The organism is Xenorhabdus sp. BG5 (genome assembly GCF_015163665.1).
In the GTDB taxonomy this organism is placed as follows: domain Bacteria; phylum Pseudomonadota; class Gammaproteobacteria; order Enterobacterales; family Enterobacteriaceae; genus Xenorhabdus.
The window spans coordinates 50579-72067 of sequence record NZ_JADEUG010000012.1 but is presented as its reverse complement, the minus strand read 5'-3'; the positions used below and the strand labels follow the sequence as shown (position 1 = coordinate 72067).

19 protein-coding genes and 1 pseudogene are annotated in these 21489 nt (G+C 44.1%); 6 read left to right on the top strand and 14 right to left on the bottom strand.

Annotation, left to right across the window (positions count from 1 at the left end; genetic code table 11):
• Positions 1-19 precede the first annotated feature (19 nt).
• Positions 20-1390, bottom strand: coding sequence for a UDP-N-acetylmuramate:L-alanyl-gamma-D-glutamyl-meso-diaminopimelate ligase (mpl, locus tag IQ209_RS08455; protein WP_193850807.1), 1371 nt, complete (start codon positions 1388-1390; stop codon positions 20-22).
• A gap of 184 nt (positions 1391-1574) precedes the next feature.
• Here mpl and fbp point away from each other — a divergent pair, with 184 nt between their 5' ends.
• From fbp to ppa, 3 genes are all read left to right on the top strand, one after another.
• A complete protein-coding gene (gene fbp / locus IQ209_RS08450) occupies positions 1575-2579 on the top strand; it encodes a class 1 fructose-bisphosphatase (protein WP_193850804.1) in 1005 nt (334 codons plus the stop codon).
• 516 nt (positions 2580-3095) lie between these two features.
• The gene (locus IQ209_RS08445) at positions 3096-6152 is read left to right on the top strand and encodes an inverse autotransporter beta domain-containing protein (protein ID WP_193850802.1); all 3057 of its coding nucleotides are present in this window, start codon (positions 3096-3098) and stop codon (positions 6150-6152) included.
• Positions 6153-6322: 170 nt separating this feature from the next.
• Entirely contained in the window at positions 6323-6853 is a 531-nt protein-coding gene (gene ppa, locus IQ209_RS08440; protein ID WP_193850800.1) for an inorganic diphosphatase, read from the top strand.
• Positions 6854-6929: 76 nt separating this feature from the next.
• Here ppa and IQ209_RS08435 read toward each other — a convergent pair whose 3' ends face one another.
• Genes IQ209_RS08435 through IQ209_RS08425 form a run of 3 tightly spaced genes read right to left on the bottom strand, consistent with a single transcriptional unit; the run spans position 6930 to position 12804 of the window.
• Positions 6930-7277 (bottom strand): gamma-glutamylcyclotransferase, encoded by a 348-nt coding sequence (locus IQ209_RS08435; RefSeq protein WP_193850798.1) that lies wholly within the window; start codon positions 7275-7277, stop codon positions 6930-6932.
• 2 nt (positions 7278-7279) lie between these two features.
• The gene (locus tag IQ209_RS08430) at positions 7280-11065 is read right to left on the bottom strand and encodes a translocation/assembly module TamB domain-containing protein (RefSeq protein ID WP_193850796.1); all 3786 of its coding nucleotides are present in this window, start codon (positions 11063-11065) and stop codon (positions 7280-7282) included.
• Positions 11062-12804 (bottom strand): autotransporter assembly complex family protein, encoded by a 1743-nt coding sequence (locus tag IQ209_RS08425; protein ID WP_193850794.1) that lies wholly within the window; start codon positions 12802-12804, stop codon positions 11062-11064. Before IQ209_RS08425 ends, IQ209_RS08430 begins: the two co-directional genes overlap by 4 nt.
• A 137-nt stretch (positions 12805-12941) precedes the next feature.
• Here IQ209_RS08425 and msrA point away from each other — a divergent pair, with 137 nt between their 5' ends.
• Together msrA and IQ209_RS08415 are read left to right on the top strand one after the other, a co-directional pair.
• Entirely contained in the window at positions 12942-13589 is a 648-nt protein-coding gene (msrA, locus tag IQ209_RS08420; protein WP_193850792.1) for a peptide-methionine (S)-S-oxide reductase MsrA, read from the top strand.
• Positions 13590-13696: 107 nt separating this feature from the next.
• A pseudogene (locus tag IQ209_RS08415) lies at positions 13697-14245 on the top strand (IS110 family transposase); the annotation flags it as partial.
• Positions 14246-14276: 31 nt separating this feature from the next.
• Here IQ209_RS08415 and IQ209_RS08410 read toward each other — a convergent pair.
• The 3 genes from IQ209_RS08410 to IQ209_RS08400 form a co-directional block, all read right to left on the bottom strand.
• Positions 14277-14450 carry a hypothetical protein gene (locus IQ209_RS08410; RefSeq protein ID WP_193850863.1) on the bottom strand — a complete coding sequence of 58 codons (174 nt, stop codon included), beginning with the start codon at positions 14448-14450 and terminating at the stop codon, positions 14277-14279.
• A gap of 219 nt (positions 14451-14669) precedes the next feature.
• Positions 14670-15116, bottom strand: coding sequence for a hypothetical protein (locus IQ209_RS08405; protein WP_193850790.1), 447 nt, complete (start codon positions 15114-15116; stop codon positions 14670-14672).
• 351 nt (positions 15117-15467) lie between these two features.
• Positions 15468-15674 carry a DUF1107 domain-containing protein gene (locus IQ209_RS08400; protein ID WP_193850788.1) on the bottom strand — a complete coding sequence of 69 codons (207 nt, stop codon included), beginning with the start codon at positions 15672-15674 and terminating at the stop codon, positions 15468-15470.
• 438 nt (positions 15675-16112) lie between these two features.
• Between IQ209_RS08400 and IQ209_RS08395 the strand changes: the two genes are divergently transcribed.
• Positions 16113-16685, top strand: a complete 573-nt coding sequence (locus tag IQ209_RS08395) for a YtfJ family protein (protein ID WP_193850786.1) — start codon at positions 16113-16115, stop codon at positions 16683-16685.
• Positions 16686-17391: 706 nt separating this feature from the next.
• On the opposite strand, the gene cysQ is transcribed toward IQ209_RS08395, so the two are convergent.
• The 7 genes from cysQ to rlmB all read right to left on the bottom strand — a co-directional run bounded on the left by cysQ (position 17392) and on the right by rlmB (position 21428).
• Positions 17392-18135 (bottom strand): 3'(2'),5'-bisphosphate nucleotidase CysQ, encoded by a 744-nt coding sequence (gene cysQ, locus IQ209_RS08390; protein WP_193850784.1) that lies wholly within the window; start codon positions 18133-18135, stop codon positions 17392-17394.
• A gap of 143 nt (positions 18136-18278) precedes the next feature.
• Positions 18279-18899, bottom strand: a complete 621-nt coding sequence (locus tag IQ209_RS08385; protein WP_193850782.1) for a peptidylprolyl isomerase — start codon at positions 18897-18899, stop codon at positions 18279-18281.
• A 211-nt stretch (positions 18900-19110) separates the two neighbouring features.
• A complete protein-coding gene (gene rplI / locus IQ209_RS08380) occupies positions 19111-19563 on the bottom strand; it encodes a 50S ribosomal protein L9 (RefSeq protein ID WP_193850780.1) in 453 nt (150 codons plus the stop codon).
• A 38-nt stretch (positions 19564-19601) separates the two neighbouring features.
• Positions 19602-19829 carry a 30S ribosomal protein S18 gene (gene rpsR / locus IQ209_RS08375; RefSeq protein WP_000135199.1) on the bottom strand — a complete coding sequence of 76 codons (228 nt, stop codon included), beginning with the start codon at positions 19827-19829 and terminating at the stop codon, positions 19602-19604.
• 4 nt (positions 19830-19833) lie between these two features.
• Positions 19834-20151 carry a primosomal replication protein N gene (gene priB / locus IQ209_RS08370; RefSeq protein ID WP_189758652.1) on the bottom strand — a complete coding sequence of 106 codons (318 nt, stop codon included), beginning with the start codon at positions 20149-20151 and terminating at the stop codon, positions 19834-19836.
• Between the two features lie 5 nt (positions 20152-20156).
• On the bottom strand, positions 20157-20555 hold the full coding sequence (gene rpsF / locus IQ209_RS08365) for a 30S ribosomal protein S6 (RefSeq protein WP_193850778.1): 399 nt from the start codon (positions 20553-20555) through the stop codon (positions 20157-20159).
• Positions 20556-20690: 135 nt separating this feature from the next.
• Positions 20691-21428 carry a 23S rRNA (guanosine(2251)-2'-O)-methyltransferase RlmB gene (gene rlmB / locus IQ209_RS08360; protein WP_193850776.1) on the bottom strand — a complete coding sequence of 246 codons (738 nt, stop codon included), beginning with the start codon at positions 21426-21428 and terminating at the stop codon, positions 20691-20693.
• Positions 21429-21489: the final 61 nt, after the last annotated feature.

The window sequence follows — 21489 nt, the reverse complement described above, 5'->3', positions numbered from 1 at the left end:
AATTATAAGAAAATATTGACTAAACCACGTTGGCTTTTTGCGTTAATGCCGCCAATAGCTTTTCGTGGATGCCTCCAAATCCACCATTACTCATCACCAGAATATGGTCACCGGGCTGTGCCGTTTCTACAATCATTTTCACCAAAGTATCAATATCAGCACTCCAGCGAGTGGGCTGAATACACTGTTCAGCAATTTCAATGACCTGCCACGGAATATTGGTGGGTTGATAGAGAAAAACCTCATCGGCACGTCCCAAAGAAGAGGCAATATCATTTTTGCCCATGCCCATTTTCATGGTATTCGAGCGCGGTTCCAGCACGGCAAGAATGCGAGCCATGCCGCCCACTTTACTTCTCAACGCCTCCAGTGTAGCTAAGATAGCCGTTGGATGATGGGCAAAATCATCATACACCGAGATGCCATTAACTTCGCCGCGCAATTCAAGGCGACGACGGGCATTAATAAATTTATCTAGTGCCTGACAGGCATCCGCAGGTTGAACGCCCACATGATGGGCCGCCGCAATTGCGATCAAACCATTATGCATATTGTGTTCACCGACTAATGACCACTTCACTTCCCCAACCTGCTCACCCCGATGGAATACCTGATAGTGACTGCTATCCTGACTGATTTTCTTCGCCTGCCAATAACCACTTTCTCCGATCTGTTCCAATTCACTCCAGCATCCCATTGAGAGCACTTGCTTCAAATTAATATCATTATCAGGAACAATGATCTTGCCGGTACTTGGCACAACCCTGACGAGATGGTGGAACTGTTTTTGAATCGCGCCCAAATTTTCGAAAATGTCGGCATGATCAAACTCAAGATTGTTCATGACCAGTGTACGGGGACTGTAATGGACAAATTTCGAACGCTTGTCAAAGAAAGCACTGTCGTATTCATCCGCTTCAATCACAAAAAATGGGCTTTCACCGATGTGTGCTGAAACGTCAAAATTTCCTGGCACGCCACCGATCAGGAACCCTGGTTTATAGCCACACTCTTCTAGGATCCAAGCCACCATACCCGCCGTCGTTGTTTTGCCGTGGGTTCCTGCGACTGCCAATACCCAACGCTCCGGCAATATATGATCATGCAGCCACTGCGGGCCAGAAGTATAAGGAATGCCACGATCTAGCACCGCTTCAACGCAAGGATTGCCACGTGTCATGGCATTACCAATGATCACCATGTCTGGAGCAGGATCAAGCTGTGCCGGATCGTACCCCTGGATCAGCTCAATGCCCTGTTTCTCCAGCAAAGTGCTCATTGGGGGATAGACATTGGCATCAGAGCCAGTCACTTCATGCCCCTGTGCGCGAGCGAGGATCGCCAGCCCACCCATGAAAGTACCGCAAATGCCAAGAATATGAATACGCATTTATTTCTACCTGATTCATGAACTGTATCACTATTCTACCCCTCAAATCAGAGATTAAAAATGCAATAGCCTATGAATCATCGGATTCTTTAGCTAAACTGCCCGCGCCTAAGTGCGGCACATAAGTGCGACACATTAGTGAAGCACGCTTCCTAAAACCACAACCAAATTCAAGGCCTTTGTCATGAAAACATTGGGCGAATTCATCGTCGAAAAGCAGCAAGATTTTCCGCATGCTACAGGTGAACTGACTGCACTGCTGTCTGCCATCAAGTTAGGTGCCAAAATTATCCATAGGGATATCAATAAAGCCGGTCTGGTGGATATTTTAGGCACAAGTGGCGTATCTAATGTTCAGGGTGAAGTCCAGATGAAACTGGATTTGTATGCCAATGAAAAACTTAAGGCAGCACTGAAAGCACGCGGCGAAGTTGCAGGCATTGCTTCCGAAGAGGAAGACGACATCGTTATTTTTGATGGCGACCGCGCTGAAAATGCGAAGTATGTTGTTTTGATGGACCCACTGGATGGTTCTTCAAATATTGATGTAAACGTTTCCGTCGGGACTATTTTCTCAATTTACCATCGAATTACCCCGATCGGTCAGCCTGTCACCGAAGAGGATTTCCTGCAACCCGGCAATCGTCAGGTTGCAGCTGGTTATGTGGTTTATGGTTCATCCACAATGCTGGTTTACACGACAGGCTGCGGTGTCCATACTTTTACTTATGATCCTTCCCTTGGTGTATTCTGTCTGACCCATGAGAAAGTCCAATTCCCAGAAAAGGGCAATATGTACTCTATCAATGAAGGCAACTACATCAAGTTTCCAATGGGTGTGAAAAAATACATCAAATATTGCCAGGAACAAGACGAAGCAACCCAACGCCCTTATACAACCCGTTATATCGGTTCTTTGGTTGCTGATTTCCACCGCAATCTGTTAAAAGGTGGGATTTATATTTACCCAAGTACGGCAAGCCACCCAACGGGTAAACTCCGCTTACTTTATGAATGCAACCCAATTGCATTCTTGGCTGAACAAGCCGGTGGCAAAGCCAGCGATGGCGCAAACCGTATTCTGGATATCGTGCCAAATAGGCTGCACCAACGCGTACCTTTTTTTGTTGGCACCAAGTCTATGGTAGAAAAAGCCGAAAGTTTTATGGCCGAATTTCCTGAACAATAAACAGTATGATTAAGCCATAATTTAACGAGGTGGGTTTCCACCTCTTATTCCATTTGTTTTTCAAACCTCAGTTTTTTCTATTTCAATAACTCTCACCTTGCAACCAATTAATCATATATTTCTCCTGATATCCCATAGTCATTCCTAAAAAAACCCCTCTTTTGCATAAAAAATAAAACCCAATTTCAGCGGAAATAAAGCGATAACTTTTGGTTATCTGCTGATAATCATTTTTCATTACGCATAACAACAAAAGATTTCCTAATGTATGTAGGTATGGGAAATATTATCTTTTTTATATTAATGAGATAGCTATACCCAATAAAACAGAAATTTGGAACATCAAAGGTGTAATGCTAAAGCGCTGGCGACAGCCCATATTTTATGAGGAATTCATATATGGACTCGTATATAAATCATAAAGTTTTTCGGCTTTCTATTATCATGTATTCGCTTTTTTTACCCTTTACTCCTACGGGTGCGCTTTCAGCGGGTGAAAAGATTCAAGAGAATAGAATGTCCTTACAAGAGTCAGAAAATGAAAGGTACGCCAATCAGGCGCAGGATAAGCAAGCTATTCTTGATGCGGAAGCCGGTGTCATCGCACAAAATATCCACAAAGTGAGTAATATTTTATCCTCTTCCCCATCACAATTAACCGAGCAAGCAAAATCCTACGCTCTGGGGAAAATCAATGGTGCAATATCCACAGAAACACAAAAGTGGTTATCCAGATTTGGTACAGGCAGGATTAATCTCTCCGTCGATAAAAAAGGAAAGCTGGATAGCAGCTCTCTGGATTTGCTGTTACCGCTCTATGACAATAAAGCGGATTGGCTATTTTTCTCTCAGGTAGGTTATCGCCGTCACGATAGCCGCAATACCCTAAACCTCGGTCTTGGTGGACGTTATTTCACGTCTGATTGGATGTATGGTTTAAATACTTTCCTTGACAATGATTTTACGGGACAACATCAACGGCTGGGTGTTGGGGGTGAAATCTGGACTGATTATGTTAAATTATCTGCCAACACTTACTGGCGTGTGAGTAAATGGCGTGATTCCCCCAAAGAACTGGACTATGAAGAACGGCCAGCCAACGGCTACGATATTAATGGTGAATTTTTCTTACCCGCCTATCCAAACCTTGGGGGTAAGTTGAGTTATGAGCAATACTTCGGTGATAACGTCGCCCTGTTCAATCGGAAAACCAGGCAAAAAAATCCTAATCTTGCCCGAATTGGTCTGAATTATACCCCGATTCCACTGATGACAATGGGCGTGGATTATAAGTTCGGCAGCAGTGGACACAGTGAGGGACTCTTCCTGGCCAATTTGAATTATCATTTTGGTATACCTTTTGCTGATCAGATTTCACCAAGTCATGTTGCAGCTATGCGCACACTGATGGGGAGTCGTTATGATCTGGTGACAAGAAACAACAACATCGTATTGGACTACAAGAAAAAACCGGTGTTCAGCCTTGCCTTGCCAAATACCTTAAGCGGATATAGTGCCCAACATGTCCAAATCACGCCGAATATTACCGCTGAGAACAAACTGAAGAAGCTATCATGGCAGGTTAATGAAGAGTTCCGTAAAAACGGGGGAGCTGTCATACCTCATGGAAAATCTGTTGAACTGGACTTGCCGAAATATTCTGTCAAGGGGATAAACAGCTATACCCTGTCTGCGACTTCTGAAATAACGGGCAGCAACAAGCCCATAACATCTTATATGAATGTGGTTGTTGAACCTTTTGCCATTAAAGAGCAAAGCATCAAACCCAGTGGCACAGGCCCTGTAATTTCCAATGGCAAACCGGCTTATGATCTGGCAGCAACCATCACCTATGGCAATAAAAACAATCCGCCGGTTGCAAACAAGGCAATACCGAACGTGCAATGGAGCCTCGAGCCAGCAGATAAACATGCAACATTAGTCTGGGACTCAGCAGGCATGACCAATGATGCTGGCCAGTTAACTGCAACGTTGAGCAGCACTCAGCCACTAGACCCGAAAACAAAGATTTATCTGTCAATGGATGAGCAACCCAAATTGGAGATAAAAGGCGACAAGCCACTGAATTTCACCAATCTTGGTGATGCCATTTTAGCCAAAAATTTTGTGTTTGAGCAAAAAGCGCCTTATGAAGCCATGGAACACAAGCCAATCACTGTGACTGCGGCTGTGTTCGATCTCAATGGCAACCCAATCAATAAAAAGATAGATATGAACTTACAATGGAGCGTCGAACCGACTGATATACCGGGATTATCTGTTAAGCCCGCTCCCGGCTATGAAAACTCTTCTGATCAGGATGGTAATCTTAAGGCGATTGTGACCAGTACCCAAAGCGTGAAAGGTGTTAAAGTTGGGGTATTGATTAATGACCAACGTCAAAGCTTATCTGAACCATTCGATTTTGTCACACCAAAAAGCCTGAAGTTTGCATTCGGTGTAATATCGCAGTCACCTGCGGGGCCATTAACCGCTAACGGAAAGGAACGCTATACTTATAAGGTACCAGTTATCGACGTAGATAGTAAACTTCCTCTGAAGAATCAGGCTCTTGGCAAACTCGCAGTGGAGCTATTGAGTGCTGAACAGCAACAGTATGTATTTCCAGATAAAACAAAGATTGAGGTCCCTGCAAATCCAATCACCGATGCTGACGGTTATGTGACTCTCTCGATGACAAGCCAAGTCGCTATGGATGGTCTTTATTTTACCCTGTCCCCAGATCCATCCAGTGGCAATGATGCAGATAGCATACAATCCGAACCGGTAAACTTCGATCCTATTCCAGTGCCGGTGGGGATTTTTATGGGTACGAAAGTTTCAAATAACAAGAAATATATTCAGGAGCAGGGAAGGCCGTATAACGTCCATGGAGATCTCGTCATTCAACTGACGCAAGATGGAAAAAACAATTTGTTTACGGACTATAATTTTTCCGACGGCGCTGGTGACATTATCAATCCAGTCACCTTCAAATCTTCTAATCCCAATTTGGTGAGCGTAGATACAAATCCAAACGGTGACGGAAATATCACATTCTCCGAAAAACATTTCTCCAATGAGAGCTGGCCGGTAACAGTGACGCTCATCAAAAAGACTGATCAGGGTATCAAGTACGGTTATTACTATACTTTCAACCCACGAAAATACATACTTTTCGCCGATAACAAACCAACTGTTGATTTGAATCTAGGAGAAGTCTGTCCGCAGGTGAAGTGGGACCAAAACCGTCTCAATGGCCAGATAGCGCATGATCCGAATGTGTTTGATATAGGAGCAACCCCGCAAACGACGACGCCGACTTCACTAAGTTATGAATATGACGAAGATCATTTCCCTAATTTTGGACTTCAACGTCTTAGTCAAAACACGACGGGAACGACAATATTACGAACATTTATTCCAGGAGATAAATCCACACACTATACAAGAGTGATGTATGGATATGACTACCTGACAAGGCAAGGTAAAAAGGCAAATGAGTATGCACCCAAACAGCCGTCGATACCTATTTGTGTAATACGTGTTGATGGTTATGGCGAAATCCCTTAATTAAACCACGGCTAATCTAAAATAAGCGCAGACTCAATTAGGGTTGGGTCTGTGCTTTTTTATTATGCTCTTAAGCCACGCCAACAGCCGAAAAATCCGAGGAATTTTGGCCTGTTTTGGCTATAATACCTCGCACTCCATTTTGGTTTAAAATTGAAGGAAATCGTTTTATGAGCCTGAATAATGTACCGGCTGGCAAAGAGCTACCTGAAGATATTTATGTCATCATTGAAATCCCAGCGAATGCAGATCCTATCAAATATGAAGTAGACAAAGAGTCTGGTGCCCTGTTTGTAGACCGTTTCATGTCAAGTGCAATGTTCTACCCATGTAACTACGGCTACATTAACAATACTCTGTCTCTCGATGGTGATCCGGTTGACGTATTGGTGCCAACACCCTACCCATTACAGCCAGGTTCTGTTATCCGCTGCCGTCCGGTTGGTGTGCTGAAAATGACTGACGAATCCGGTGAAGATGCAAAACTGGTCGCTGTTCCTCATACCAAATTGAGCAAAGAATATGATCACATCAAAGATGTGAACGATCTGCCAGAGCTGCTGCGTGCCCAAATTACTCACTTCTTCGAGCACTACAAAGATCTGGAAAAAGGCAAATGGGTTAAAGTTGATGGCTGGGATAATGTTGAAGCTGCTAAGGCCGAGATCCTGTCTTCTTTCGAACGCGCTGCTAAAAAATAATCCTGACAGGTAGCTACCCAAAAAACCTCTGTCCCGATCAAGGACAGAGGTTTTTGTTGGTCTCTAATGTCCCATTTTACTTTTCTTCGTGGCGTTTCAGCCAGTCACCACAGGTTATCCGATGCAATCCCTCAACAGGCAATTTATAGAGGTAGATCCATGCTTTACCATACGGTGTTTCAATCAGTTCCCTGTCGTACTCCTGAGCGTTTTTTTTCAACTCATCCAACTCTGTCAGGATGGATGGTGTAATACGATAAACTTCACATTCGATTGTTCCTTCACCACGGATAACCGCCGGATAGTGCCCCAGATCATAAATTTCATAACCTGCTAATCTGTGTTCTCCCAACAATTGGGCATCCGTCATCCAGTGATGATTGCCTTGTTTTCGCCTCAGGCTACCATAAACAATAACTCGCATCTTTAAAACTCAAACTCATAGAGCAGATCTAAAGCCTGATCAATACCAGATACCGCTTCCAGATACAATCTTGGCATCACACGATAACGCAACGTCAACGTCGCCAAAGAGTCAAAAATACCCACACCATACTTCACCTGTAAGTCGTTGGTAATTCTGCCACTGACAACCACTTGAGATTTATCACCGACCCCTTGGGTATCCAAAGCCAAATCAGAGACACCAAAAGTTTCCCCAATCTTACCGACTAATTGACTACTCTGAGCAATCCCCAATCCAATCAGCATAGCCGCCATCTGCGAGTTGTCAGAATCTCCTTTTTCCAATCCTTCGCCACGTAACAAATAAGACAAGGCTTCCTGTTGGGATTTTACCGGATCAGAGAAAACTTCTACTTTCGGTTTATCTGCCAATCCGGTAACACGCACACCCGCGATGACTTTGTTCGCTGTCGATTCTGGATTACGGATAGCTTCAATGTTCAACAATGGCTGATCTGGCGGGCCAGAGAACATAATAGTTCCCTTACGCACTTGCAAATCTTGCCCATAAGCATGGAAATTCCCTTCCGGGATATCAATCTGACCATTCAGCCCCAACCCTTGCTTATCCTGAAGGACTTTCAAGTTCCCTTTAAGCTGCGCCTTCAAACCAAATGCACTCAGGTGCACATCATTACCAATATGAACATTTAAGTTACTTTGAATCAAAATAGGTGATTTTTTCTTCTCGATTGGCTGGAGGTTATTATCCAGCATCACTTCATCCGCAGAAACACCTACCGCTGACTCCGGTAACTCCTGAACGGTAATACGTGCCCACGGGATATCTACATTACCGTCAAGTTTCAGCAGGTTTGGTTTTGCTTCCAGCACCAAATTTGGACTGACATCCACCTTCACCATCGGCGGAACCGTGACACGTAACTGGTCACCATTGGCTGTCACTCTGGCGTACCAGGCATTCAGGTTGCGCCAGTCAGCATAACCATTCAGGTTTAGTTGTCCCTTGGGCGTTCTAATCATACCATGCATATCAGAGCTGGCACCGGCAAAATGAACGGCTAACTGGCCTTGGGTGATATCGAATGGCAGCCAATGACTACTCATTTGCAGGGCATCAGCGTTAAGTTGACCAAATAGCAACGGATCTCTGACATTACCACCAATACGTAAATTCGCACTTAATTCTCCCTCCGCTTTTTCGCCTTTACCCAAAATGGGTTTAACCAAGCCTAAAGAAAGTGCCTGAATATCGACATTGCCCGCTAATTTTCGGCTGCCTTCTAAATCAGCGACCTGCACATCGCCTTTTAACTGCCCGTTGCCAACCAATTTGAATAACCATGCCAAATTAGCCTTGCCATCTGCCAGCCCTGCATTCAAGGTGAGTGTGTCAAAATTAACCGGTAAAGTATTACCTTCCACAACCTGACGAACTTGTACCCCATTCCCTTGCAGAGCCACTTTTGCCTGGGGCAATCCCTGTCCTGCTGTCCATCTGATCTCAGCATGACCATTGAATACGCCCTTAAGTTGGGTGCTTTTATCAAGGAATGGCCGGATCATAGCCAGATCAAAGCGTTCAAGTACCACTTGTGCATGACCGCTGCTCCCCGCCTCAATGGGTTTTGAGATACAAAGCTGAGCATTGGGATTAAGCCAGCAATGAGGTCCCACAATGGCCTTTTGCTTCAAGTTGAAATAATCAATGGCTATCGCTTTGCTTAAACGCCACTCACCAACAGGTGTATTAAAGTCAGTATCGTTAATACTGCCTTGCCAATGCTCCTTTTGACGATCAAAGCTGCCATGAAGTGCCAATTGGCCTGATACCGGCGTGCCTTCAATTTTCAGTTGTAAATCATGTTTCTTTTCTGTACCTTTCGCGTTGAGTGTCAGGTTCCTGATGGTTAAATCCGCCTGCTGCAATTGCCGCACAACAACCGATAACTGACCCTGGATCTGCTCAGCCGAACGTACATCACCTTTGATCGTGGCGCTATCCACGCTTAGCTCATTCTGCCAGCGCAACCCGCGTGCATTCAAATCCGCCATGATTTGTGGGGCCTGCATATTTCCGCGCAGTTTGACTTCACCGGTAATAAAGCCAGCCAAACCCGGCAATAAGCCCGTTAATTGCGGCGCATTAATTTCACCATCCAGTTTCCACGCCTGATCCGTAAGTTGCCCCTGTATATTCAGCGTATTACGCCCAACGGCAAGATCGAGTTGCGGAATATCCCACTGGCCTGCTGCGTTACCCGATGCCTTGCCACGCGCTCTGATGACATTCTGTTTCACATGACCATCAAGGGTAATTTCAGGGATCTGGAGCTGCCAGCTTCCTCCATACACGCTACCACGCACGGCTATGTTACCGCCTAGTCGGGCGGGCCATTCCGGCCACTGTTTGGCCGTATTGATACCATCCAACATTAATTTAGCATTCCAGCTAATAGCTTTACTCCAATCAACCACGCCTGCAATATCGGCTTTACCCTGCAAGGCCGCCAAACGCAGGCGCGTTAACCTCAGTAATTCTTCATTACCTTTTGCATCCAACATTAACGATGCTGGCGGAAGATCATTGCCCTTAATATCCGAACGGAGAGAAAGATCGTAGTGACTTGCTTGACCATTCAAGCGCAACTTGACGCCATCAAGCTGATATTCTGGCTTGCCTTGCAGCGGCCATTGCAGGTGCTGGCTTTTCAATGTCAGACGCACAGGTAAGCCGGCTTTTGCCAATGCAGTCTGGGCATCCAAACTGGCGGCAACAGGGCCGGAAAGATTCAATGCGAGATCAAGCTGCTGTAATAGTGCACCTTTTAACGTTAAATCAACCTGTTGTCCGGTTAAATCATCCAGATTGATATGTTTTAAATTATCGACCTTACCCTTAACCACCAGATTTATTGGCCATTGTTCAGCTAGTTTTGCCGTTCCCCGTATCGCCAGCGAACCTTCCGGTGCCTGCACACTTAACGTTTTTATTTCGACTGCCTGCCCCTGATTACTGGCCTTTAGTCGCAAATCGTTAATCTTGATATCGGTATCACCGGTTAAATGAAGCTGGCTACCGTGGATACCTTCCAGCGTGATATCAAGCGGAATGGGAATATTGGGTAACTCCGCTAACAGCGGTTGGGCAAACAGCGCTTTCAACGTTTCACCCAGAGATTTTTCCGGTTCAGCCTGCTGCCTAACTTTTTGTGCTGTACCGATTTTTTCAGGTGCACTTTTTGGCAATGCCACTAACAGGTTATTAATTTCCGTCGGTTTTAATATCAGCCGTTTTTCTTGCCACTGAGCTGCCGTTTTAAACTCATCCAATGCAATGGCAATATCATCCACCTGCACATGAATATTTTTCAAGGAAAGCAAATCCAGTGAAATAGGATACGGTGTTTGCAATTCAGTTAATGGTTCCGATTCAGTCGTAGGTGCCGATGGCGGCAATTCAGCGGTATTCACCGAAACAGTAACACCTTCAGTGGTCAAGGCATTGACACATACCTGGCTGTGTTTCAGGCAGGAGAGCCGGATAGAGAGGTGCAAATTATCCGCATTAACGTTAACGCCTGGCATCTGATATTTGACGCCTTTTAACGTTAAATCGCGCCAACCGCCGCTGACACTCGCAATATCCAATCCGGGAACCCAACGTGCCGCACTGTTGATCACAAAATGCAAGCCCGTTTGCGTGCCAACCAGCCCGGCAACTGCCACCAATAACAGGCCGACAATCAGCAGGAAAGCAATACTCACCCTTTTTGCCCACTTCATAGTTCAGCCCCTAAACCAATATAAAATTCAATATTATGACTATCTGGATCTCCGATTGGTGTTGCCAAATCAAATTTTATCGGCCCAACCGGTGAAGCCCAACGCACGCCAATTCCCGCACCGGTTTTAAAATTACTTTTTCTGATGTCATTCACCGCTTCACCGGAATCAACAAACAATGCACTCCACCAATTGCCATAAATATTGTATTGATACTCCAACGAACCGACCGCCAACTTTGATGCCCCGATTAATTTACCTCCACTGTCTTTTGGTGAGATTTTCTGGTACTTATAGCCTCGAATACTGCGATCCCCCCCGGCAAAGAAGCGCAGATCCGGTGGTACTTTGTCGAATTCACTGGTTTCTATCCAGCCCAAATCTGCTCGTACCACAAAACGGTGATTCTCCCGATACGTTCTTACCCAGACGTGATGTGCCTGTAACACCAAAAAATCGACATTGGACTGCCAGGCTGTATCAGAAATATCGATCGAGTAACGCTGGCTATCTCCCCAATAAGGCATCGTGCCACCACGCTGGCGAATACGGCTGAGACTGAATCCCGGATAAAGCAACATAGTGGTATTACTGACTTTAGCCTGGGTAAAGTGGCTAAGGCTCCAGCGCAGATTCACGCCGTATTGCCAACCCGTAAAACGATCCCAATTACGAGAAAGGTTCAAGGTTGCCGTATCCGAAATAGTATCGTTAATATCTTTACGTCTATAACCCGTTTGTAGTTGGTAATATTCTTCCAGTGGGTTGACCTTAAGCGGCATTTTGTAGGATGCGTCAATGACTTGATCGCGTGCAGAAAGATTAAGGCTACTACTCAAACTGTGTCCACGGGAATTAAGCCATGGTTTTTTCCATTTAGCCTGAACACGAGGTCCGACATCTGTTCCATAACCGCCCCCCAATTCAACATAGTTGGCAGAGCGAGGCACTAAGGACGCAGTTAATGGCAATACCTTATCTTTACTCTCACGCCCTATTTTAAAATCGGGCACAACAACCGCAGAATTGAACCATCCGGTATCAACCAAACGGCGGTTAAACTCAGCTAATTGTTCCGAGGTATAGTATTCACCGGGTTTGAAAGGAATAAGGTTATCCAGGTAGGTTTCACGAATTTGCGATCCGTAGAATGTCACTGGGCCAAAATGATAGCGTTGTCCGCTATCAAAATCAAAATCCCATATAGATTCATGCAGATCCTTTGCTACCCCTAATTCACTTTTTTTCATGACAGCATCAAAATAGCCTTTTTTAACCGCCAAATTTGTCAACGAATTTTTAAAATCTTCATATTCACCGTGGTTGAGTATTGCCCCGTCTTTTGGCATATTTTTCTTAATCAGGGCGGCATAATCTTTATCTGTTTTAGCGCCACCTTCCAAATCAACATTCACTTTAGCGACTCGCACAGGTTCACCAAGCGTAACCTTTGCAGTTAAAACAGGACGGGCAGGAGGCGTGTTCTCTTGATAGTTAAATTCAACGGTGGGAGCATAATACCCCAATGGACGAAGCCCTTGTCGTATTGCTTTCTCCACACGAGCACGAAAACGGCCATCAGGAGAAACTTCATCGGTACTGATATTGGAAAGTTGCACTCTGGCATTTTTTTCTAATTCGCCAGAAAGACCTTCCAGCTTCAATCGTAAATTTGCACTATAAGCCGATGGAGTGATGATAGAGACAAAAAGCGCACATATGAGGGGATATCGTGACACTCGAACTCCTAATATTTATCTACCTGTTGAATAAAATTCAACAACATAAAAATGCCGCAATGAATTAATTCTGGTAAAGTTTTAACAATATACAAGCAACATATAATCATAAGACTTTGAATATACAGGAGGGAATCTTGCCAAATTCAACCAATGAAAGACAACCTGTTTCTTCACCAAATGCCATACCGGGTAGAACCACTCCATTAACCGTATCACCCTACCATGTCATCACACAGCATGCGATAGAGAACATTCCTGAAAATATGGAAATTGCCTATGTAGGAATGGGATGTTTCTGGGGCGTGGAGCGCCTTTTCTGGCAACAGGAAGGCATTTACACCACCTCTGTTGGTTACAGCGGCGGCACTACGCCAAACCCAACTTATGAAGAAGTGTGCACTGGCTTAACGGGTCATGCAGAAGTGGTCAGGATCGTATTTGATCCCACCAAAATTACCTATTCGCAATTACTCGCCCTGTTCTGGGAAAATCACGATCCAGCCCAAGGTATGCGTCAATATGGTGATATTGGTACTCAGTACCGTTCCGCCTTGTACACGATTTCACCACAACAGTATGAACAGGCTATTGCCAGCCGTGACCAATACCAGCAAGCGCTGACGCAAAATAACGACCAACGCACCATCACGACGGAAATCCGCGAAGCGGGGCCATTCTATTTTGCCGAGGATTATCACCAGCAATACCTCCACAAAAACCCCGAAGGATATTGTGGCTTAGGGGGCACTGGGATCTGCTTCCCGCCAACACTTAGGAATTAGCTGATTGCCTTTTTAGTGATATATACGCATTAAACTTCAAGTTGCAATTTACAACACGCTATGAAACCTGATTTCTCCCCGCTTCCGAGGAGAAATCACACACATCAAAAGGTGATGCGGTAATTAGACGACTCTCTCTGGTGCTGACAGAACACGAACTCCCTGAATATCTGGTGCGTTTGCTGATGAAATTACATGCCCATTATCTTTACCTTGTTGCGCAAATATCAGAGCTGGAATCTGAATTAGAGCAGGCAATCAAAGTAGACGCTACAGCTCAACGTCTTATGACAATACCCGGTGTTGGGCCGATTACCGCCAGCTTACTCTCATCCCAGCTCGGTGACGGTAATCAATTTTCATGCAGCAGGGATCTTGCAGCCTCAACAGGACTTGTCCCCCGACAATACAGCACAGGGGGCAAATCAACCCTGCTGGGTATCAGTAAGCGAGGTGATAAAAACCTGCGCAGGTTGCTGGTTCAGTGCGCCCGCGCGTTCATGATGCGGCTTGAGCATCAGCAGGGCAGACTTGCTGAGTGGGTTAAGGAACAACTTAGTAAGAAACATTCGAATGTGGTTGCCTGTGCTTTGGCAAACAAGCTGGCACGAATAGCATGGGCAATCACCACTCAGCAAAATGAGTATCAGGCATGAGATATATCGGTCTAATTCGATAGGCTATTTATTAAGCAGTTAAATACAAGTTACCCATCTGGTTTTGCGAAGACTGATTATTGATGACATGAACGGCCAGTCGGCCTGATGAATAGCCTGACAAAAAGAATGGCTCATTGAAGCCGAAGGGCTTTTTAGGTTCATCAGGCGCGGAACTCATCGTGGCGCGGGCTTCCTTGCCCATTGAGACGCCGGATAGATTTAAGCAAGCCCATCATAGGTCAAAAATCAGTGTTGCAAAAATGGGGGTGACCATAGATCTTTTTGAGTCTCTGTTAGCGTAATTTTCATGGGAGCAATATTGATCTGATGAGAATGAAAAATCAAGCATCTTCAATTACGATGGGTATAAGCTCCTGTCGATTTATCATGCCGTGACTTAATACCACTGTTATTTTCAATATTACTCTAACCTCCATATAAATCGGGGAAGTTCAATTTCTTTTTCAATGTAAGAATAATTAACCCAAAGTATGTTCATTGATACAATTTGTTTTTTTACACTTAGATATAAAGATGGTATAATATCATGAAATACATCGCCAAAAGACATCTCTTCAATATCTGGCTTGAAACCAATTAAAAACCCTTTTTCATTAAATCTTCTTATTTGAAAATTTGTTCTTTCTGCCCTTAAACAAGGTTGTGTTTTATGCTTATAATTTACAGATAAATATTTATTAACTTTTATATTAAAAAAATAAATATCGTCTTTATCAAATGTAGCATTTGTTTCCCAATAAACAGCATGTTTGTCATGATATGGGGAATTTTTAAGATTAGCTGTTACACTATCTCCATTAGGAATTAAGTCATACATACCATCATAATTTATTTTAACTGTATTCATAATTAATTTACCTCACATATAGAAGCTGTTCATATAAGGTTATGCTGGTAAAATAGTGTTCCATCACCATAAGATTTTTCCATTCACTATTTTAAGTAGTTTATGTATGTTCGTATTTTAGTATAGAACTTAAATTCTCAAATATTGGATTATATTTGTAAAGTTAGTTATTCACTTGTCAATTAAATAAACCTAATCATCACAGCATTTTTTACTGGTGCCAATATTGATATTAAATTAACTTATTAATAACGCACGTTTAAAAACGGCCGAGAGGCCGTTTATTATACTAATGATTGTATCGTGTTGATCTTATTACATTGCCATTAGTCAATGAGCAGTTACAAACAATCACCCTATTTCGGTCTGTAAACACAATACTTGCTGATTAACTTCACTCATTACATGGAAATGGCGTTTATCTTTGATTTTCGGGGGTAAAATCTTTCCATAATTAAATTCAAAAGCGCCCATGTCCTTAATATATAACCGCCCACGGAATAGGGTTTTCACGTAGAGAGCAATTTTCACTGGGTTATAGTGGCGAAAGATTTTCATCTCTGTTTTTTCCTCCCATGCTTCTTACGATATTATTCTATGCTACTGCATAAAATTTATTCACTACATAACGAGTCAATGTGTCACTGTTATGCCAACTGTATAGACTACGTATATGGAAATTTGTTCCCCTCAATATTCAGATTCAATCACTATTTTGATATAACATAATGATATTAATGAGCATTATATTACATCATCCTTTTGTTTGCTTATATACCAATCTAACTGCAAGATGCGTGTGATTTCTCCCCGCGAAGCGGAGAGAAATCAGGTTTCATAGCGTGTTGTAAATTGCAACTTGAAGTTTAATGCGTATACATTATTCCAAATGTTATTAAATTGTTTATTTTATTGAGGACAGACCAGTTAACAAGCGCTATGCTGAATATGTCATTCCCTGATAACATGCCACACCATGATAAATAAGGAATAAATATGTTAAAAAACAATATATTAATGAAAATCGTGTTATCTGCAATATTGAGTATCACGTCAATATTTGCGTTCGCCCATAACATCACCTTAGAACAACCAGTTCCCGCTGTCAGCGTGACAGATAAGGGCGAGCTGTTGCTAAACGATGGTAAGTTCAACTACCAAAATTGGAGCAGTACTGAACTTCTGGGAAAAGTAAGAACGATCCAGCATATTGCCGGTCGTAGTTCCGCAAAAGAGATGAATGATCCCTTGATTCAAGCATTGAAGGATGCTGATTTACCCAAAGATAAATATCAAACCACCAGCATCGTGAATACCGATGATGCTATTTTTGGCACTGGTGTTTTTGTTCGCAATAGTATCGAAGACAGCAAAAAACAGTTCCCGTGGTCACAATTCATTATCGATAGTAACGGGCTGGTTAAAAAGGCTTGGGGACTGGAACCCAAAAGTTCGGCAATCATTGTGCTGGATAAAAATGGTAAGGTGAAATTCGTCAAAGATGGCAAATTAAGTAACGAAGACATTACACACGTTATCAACCTAATCAAAGACGAATTAGGAAAATAGCCCATTGCCCATAGGGATGGATAATTTGCTATTATTAATTGTTTTTACTAAATAAATTTAAGATAAATTATCTGTTATATTTCCCCACATGTTTTTGTTTCCCTCCCCCTCTGCCTTCGGGCAAGGGGATTGAGAACCATCAAAGATAGTACATTCTGCTTTTGTCACCGTGATGCATCTTAAAATTCATAACTAATTAACCTGTTATTACTTTTTATACTAAAAATAACCATTGAAATAGTTTCAATTTGATACTACTTTTTAGCGAAGGTATTATTTCTATACCTAACAAGGGCACCCATGTTTACTTATCTATCAAACAAAATATAAATCATTTTTAATATCAATAATATGAGTTAATTTCACCACTATTATAGAAAATAATTCTCACCATAGCTGAGGGTAAAAAAATGAAAAAGTACATCTCTATCGCATTATGTGCGGCTTATTTTGTATTTGTGCCTCTTCAAGCAAGTGCTTTTGTCTGTAGCCCTTACCAATCAGATCAAGATTATCTTAATTGTGTGTTCAATTGTGCCCAACAGTGGTGGGTTCCTACGCTTATGTGTATTTAACTCTGAAAATTATTTTGAATAACTTAAGGTTATGTAGGTGGCTTCGATGATACGCAAATCAGCACGGAGTCGCCTCATTAGGTATACAAACGTAAAAATGGCCCCCTCATAGAGCCATTATCAGTTCAGCATCAAAAAACTCTGACTCTAAACCCTGGATTTAGGAAAGATTCACGCGGCGTGTAATCGAGAGTTTTCCCTTCCCAATCCGTCACATGTGCCCCCGCAGCAATAGCAATGGCATGGCCAGCCCCCGTATCCCAGATGTTGGTTGGCCCAAAGCGTGGGTAAAGTTGAGCTTTTCCCTCTGCAACCAGGCAGAACTTAAGTGAAGAGCCTACCGCAAGTGTATCGTGCACTCCTAGCTGGGAAAGATAGTCTTGCAACTCCTCATCGTCCTTGTGAGAACGGCTGACTACCACAACGGGCGGCTTTGCAGGCATAACTTTAATGGAAAGCGTCTGACCATTGGTTTCTTTCCACGCCTGCCGCCCTTGCCCAGAATATAAGACATTCTGTACCGGGACATAGACAACCCCCATCACAGGCACACCATTTTCGACCAATGCGATATTGACGGTAAATTCACCATTGCGGCGAATAAACTCTTTCGTACCATCCAATGGATCAACCAGCCAATAACGTTGCCAATTTTTCCGCTCTTCCCATGCAGGTGGATCTTCTTCTGATAACAACGGAATATCAGGTGCAATGCGCAACAATCCCGCTTTAATGATCTTATGAGCGGCAATATCCGCAGCAGTAACAGGTGAATCATCCATTTTATGCTTTATTTGCAACGGTTGCTCAGCCTGATAGACCTCCATGATCGCCGCGCCTGCTTCCCGTGCCAATTGGCAGATCTGTTGTAGCATCATACACCTCTGCGTTTGTTGTTTGGCTATACCACTTGAAGCACCATTTTTAACGCATTTTTTACCGGAATGGCGAATATTTTATTCACCCATCATTCCCAAATACAGCTAAAAAATAGCCGGTTAACCGGCTATTCAATAACTTACAGAATTTCCAATAATTCCACTTCGAAGATCAGCGTGCTATAAGGCGGGATGGATGCCCCAGCGCCACGCTCACCGTAAGCCAGATTGTGAGGAATATAAAGTTCCCATTTGGAACCAACAGGCATCAAGGTCAACGCTTCAATCCATCCCGGTATCACGCCGCTAACAGGGAATTCTGCTGGCGTACCGCGCTGCACTGAACTATCAAATACCGTGCCATCGATCAGGCGGCCTGTATAGTGAACACGAACACGGTCAGTACGGGCAGGGATAGCGCCATCACCTTGTGTCAGGACAGAAAATTGCAGACCAGACTCTGTGCTGCTGACGCCTTCACGCTGAATATTTTCTGCCAGGAATTTTTTGCCTTCTTCTGCCATCTCCTGCTGACGTTCACGGCGAACGCTATCAGCACGTTCATGTATCTCACGTAGCGCACGATGCAGTTCTTCTACCGGAATAGCAGGAGAACGGCTTTCCAACGCATCACACAACCCTGCCAACAGGGCTTCGGGTTCTAACCCTTGTAAACCGGATTCCTGTAATTGTTGCCCAACCTGCAAACCAATACCGTAACTTGCGCGCGCTTCAATAGACTCAAAAGAAGGTTTTGTCATGAAAGTACCTGTTATTAAATGAGTGAAAGCTCAAGCATAACAGCACTGTCTGGATGGGTAAACGCGTGAAGGTGAGTAATAATAATGTAAGCACCAATTATTGGAGTATAACTGCTACTGCGCCTTAATATTTAGGGTAGTTTTCGGCGCAAAACAAAAAACGCCGGCGATGCCAGCGTTTTTTGTCACATGTTCTTCAGCTAATCAACGATTAAGCTTCTGGAACAATGTTAACGTTCAACTGTGCAAATACATCGCTGTGTACCTGGAAGTGAACTTCGTGTTCACCAATAGTACGCAGAACGCCGTTAGACAGGCGAACTTCGCTCTTAGATACTTCAACGCCAGCTGCAGTCACTGCATCAGCGATATCACGAGTACCGATAGAACCAAACAGTTTACCTTCGTCACCCGCTTTAGAAGCGACAGTGACAGAACCCAGTGCGTTGATTTTCTCTGCACGAGCTTGTGCTGCTGCCAGAACGTCAGCCAGTTTAGCTTCCAGTTCAGCACGACGAGCTTCGAAGAATTCGATGTTTTTCTTAGTTGCAGGAACAGCTTTGCCCTGTGGTACTAAGAAGTTACGGGCATAACCCGCTTTAACGTTAACTTGGTCACCCAGGCTACCCAGGTTCGCTACTTTATCAAGCAGAATAATTTGCATTACCTTATCCTCTCAAAGTCGTTAATGGACTGAACCTATTACTGATGACGATCAGTGTAAGGCAACAGAGACAGGTAGCGCGCACGCTTGATAGCACGAGCGAGCTGACGCTGGTATTTTGCACGGGTGCCAGTAATACGGCTTGGTACAATTTTACCACTTTCGGTAATGTAGTTTTTCAGCGTAGCAATATCTTTATAATCGATCTCTTGTACGCCTTCCGCGGTGAAGCGGCAGAACTTGCGACGACGGAAATAACGTGCCATTTGGCTAGTCTCCAGAATCTATCAATTCAATCTGCTCGGCATGTAGAACCAGTTTGCTAAGACCATTGCGCCCATAATGGGAATTAATGAATCCTGAAACCATTATTCGACTGCCGACCGTTATACTGTGAGTATATTCCTGTAACAACTGTCCGCTGGCAATAACGGGCATTCTGCACCATGATTGCCTGCTGAATCCGGCTTCCTGTTGCTGTGAGCGATGTTCAAGCACAAACTGACAATGTGGAATACCAGATGGACTGACTCTTCGTATCGGTGCCTTGCACACTGTGCCTGTAAGCACCAAACGATTGGTTGTCACCGTAATTACTCTTCAGAATCCCCAGCTTCATCAGCATCATCAACCAGGCCTTCTTCCAGGACCAGATCACGGCCGCGACGTTCGTCTTTAGCCTTAACCATTGGTGATGCTTCAGTTATTGCGTGTTTAACGCGCATAACCATGCTGCGGATAACGGCGTCGTTGAAGCGGAAGTTAGTTTCCAGCTCATCAATCGCTTCTTGTGGCGCTTCAACGTTCATCAGAACGTAGTGAGCCTTGTGCAGTTTGTTGATTGGGTAAGCCAGTTGACGACGACCCCAGTCTTCCAAACGGTGAATCTGACCTTGCGCGTTAGTGATAGTCGCACTGTAACGCTCGATCATGCCCGGAACCTGTTCGCTTTGGTCAGGATGGACCATAAAAACGATTTCGTAATGACGCATTAGCATTGCTCCTTACGGATTATTCAGCCTCCTGTCAGGGTCAGCCGTGGCCCATGGAGGCAAGGAACGTGTTTAATACGGCTGAAAAATCGACGCGTCACTATACCCGTACAATACAAAAAACTCAATAAAGAATTACCGGGCACTTCTCTGGCGCACGATTTCAAATAAGCATACCCCTGTTGCAACCGATACGTTCAAAGAAGAAACTGAACCCGCCATGGGAATACTGATCAATTCATCACAATGTTCGCGGGTCAATCGACGCATACCTTCACCTTCCGCGCCCATCACCAGCGCCATCGGTCCCGTCAACTTGCTTGCATATAAATCATGTGTGGCTTCACCCGCCGTTCCGACAATCCAGATATTGTGTTCTTGCAGTAAACGCAGTGTCCGAGCAAGGTTAGTCACACGGATCAGCGGTACACTTTCTGCCGCACCACAGGCCACTTTTTTGGCGGTAGCATTCAATTGAGCAGAACGATCACGAGGAACAATAATGGCATCAACTCCCGCCGCATCCGCGGTACGCAAGCATGCTCCCAGATTATGTGGATCGGTGACACCATCCAATACCAGCAGGAATGGGCGCTCCAGCCGAGATAACAAATCCGGCAGATCATTTTCCTGATACTGACGTCCTGGCTTAATTCGTGCAATGATCCCTTGATGGACGGCACCTTCTGTTTGAGCATCCAGCCATTGGCGGTTGGCAATTTGTACCGCGATACCGGTACTTTCCAACTCCTGCAATAACGGGGTTAAACGGCGATCTTCACGCCCTTTCAGCACATAAACTTCCATGAAACGTTGTGGATCGCGCTCCAGCAAGGCTTTAACGGCATGGATACCGTAGATAATTTCACTCATGACTGACTGATACCTGACTCACTGATATTTTAAGATATCTAAAAATAGAGGGCGGCAAGAT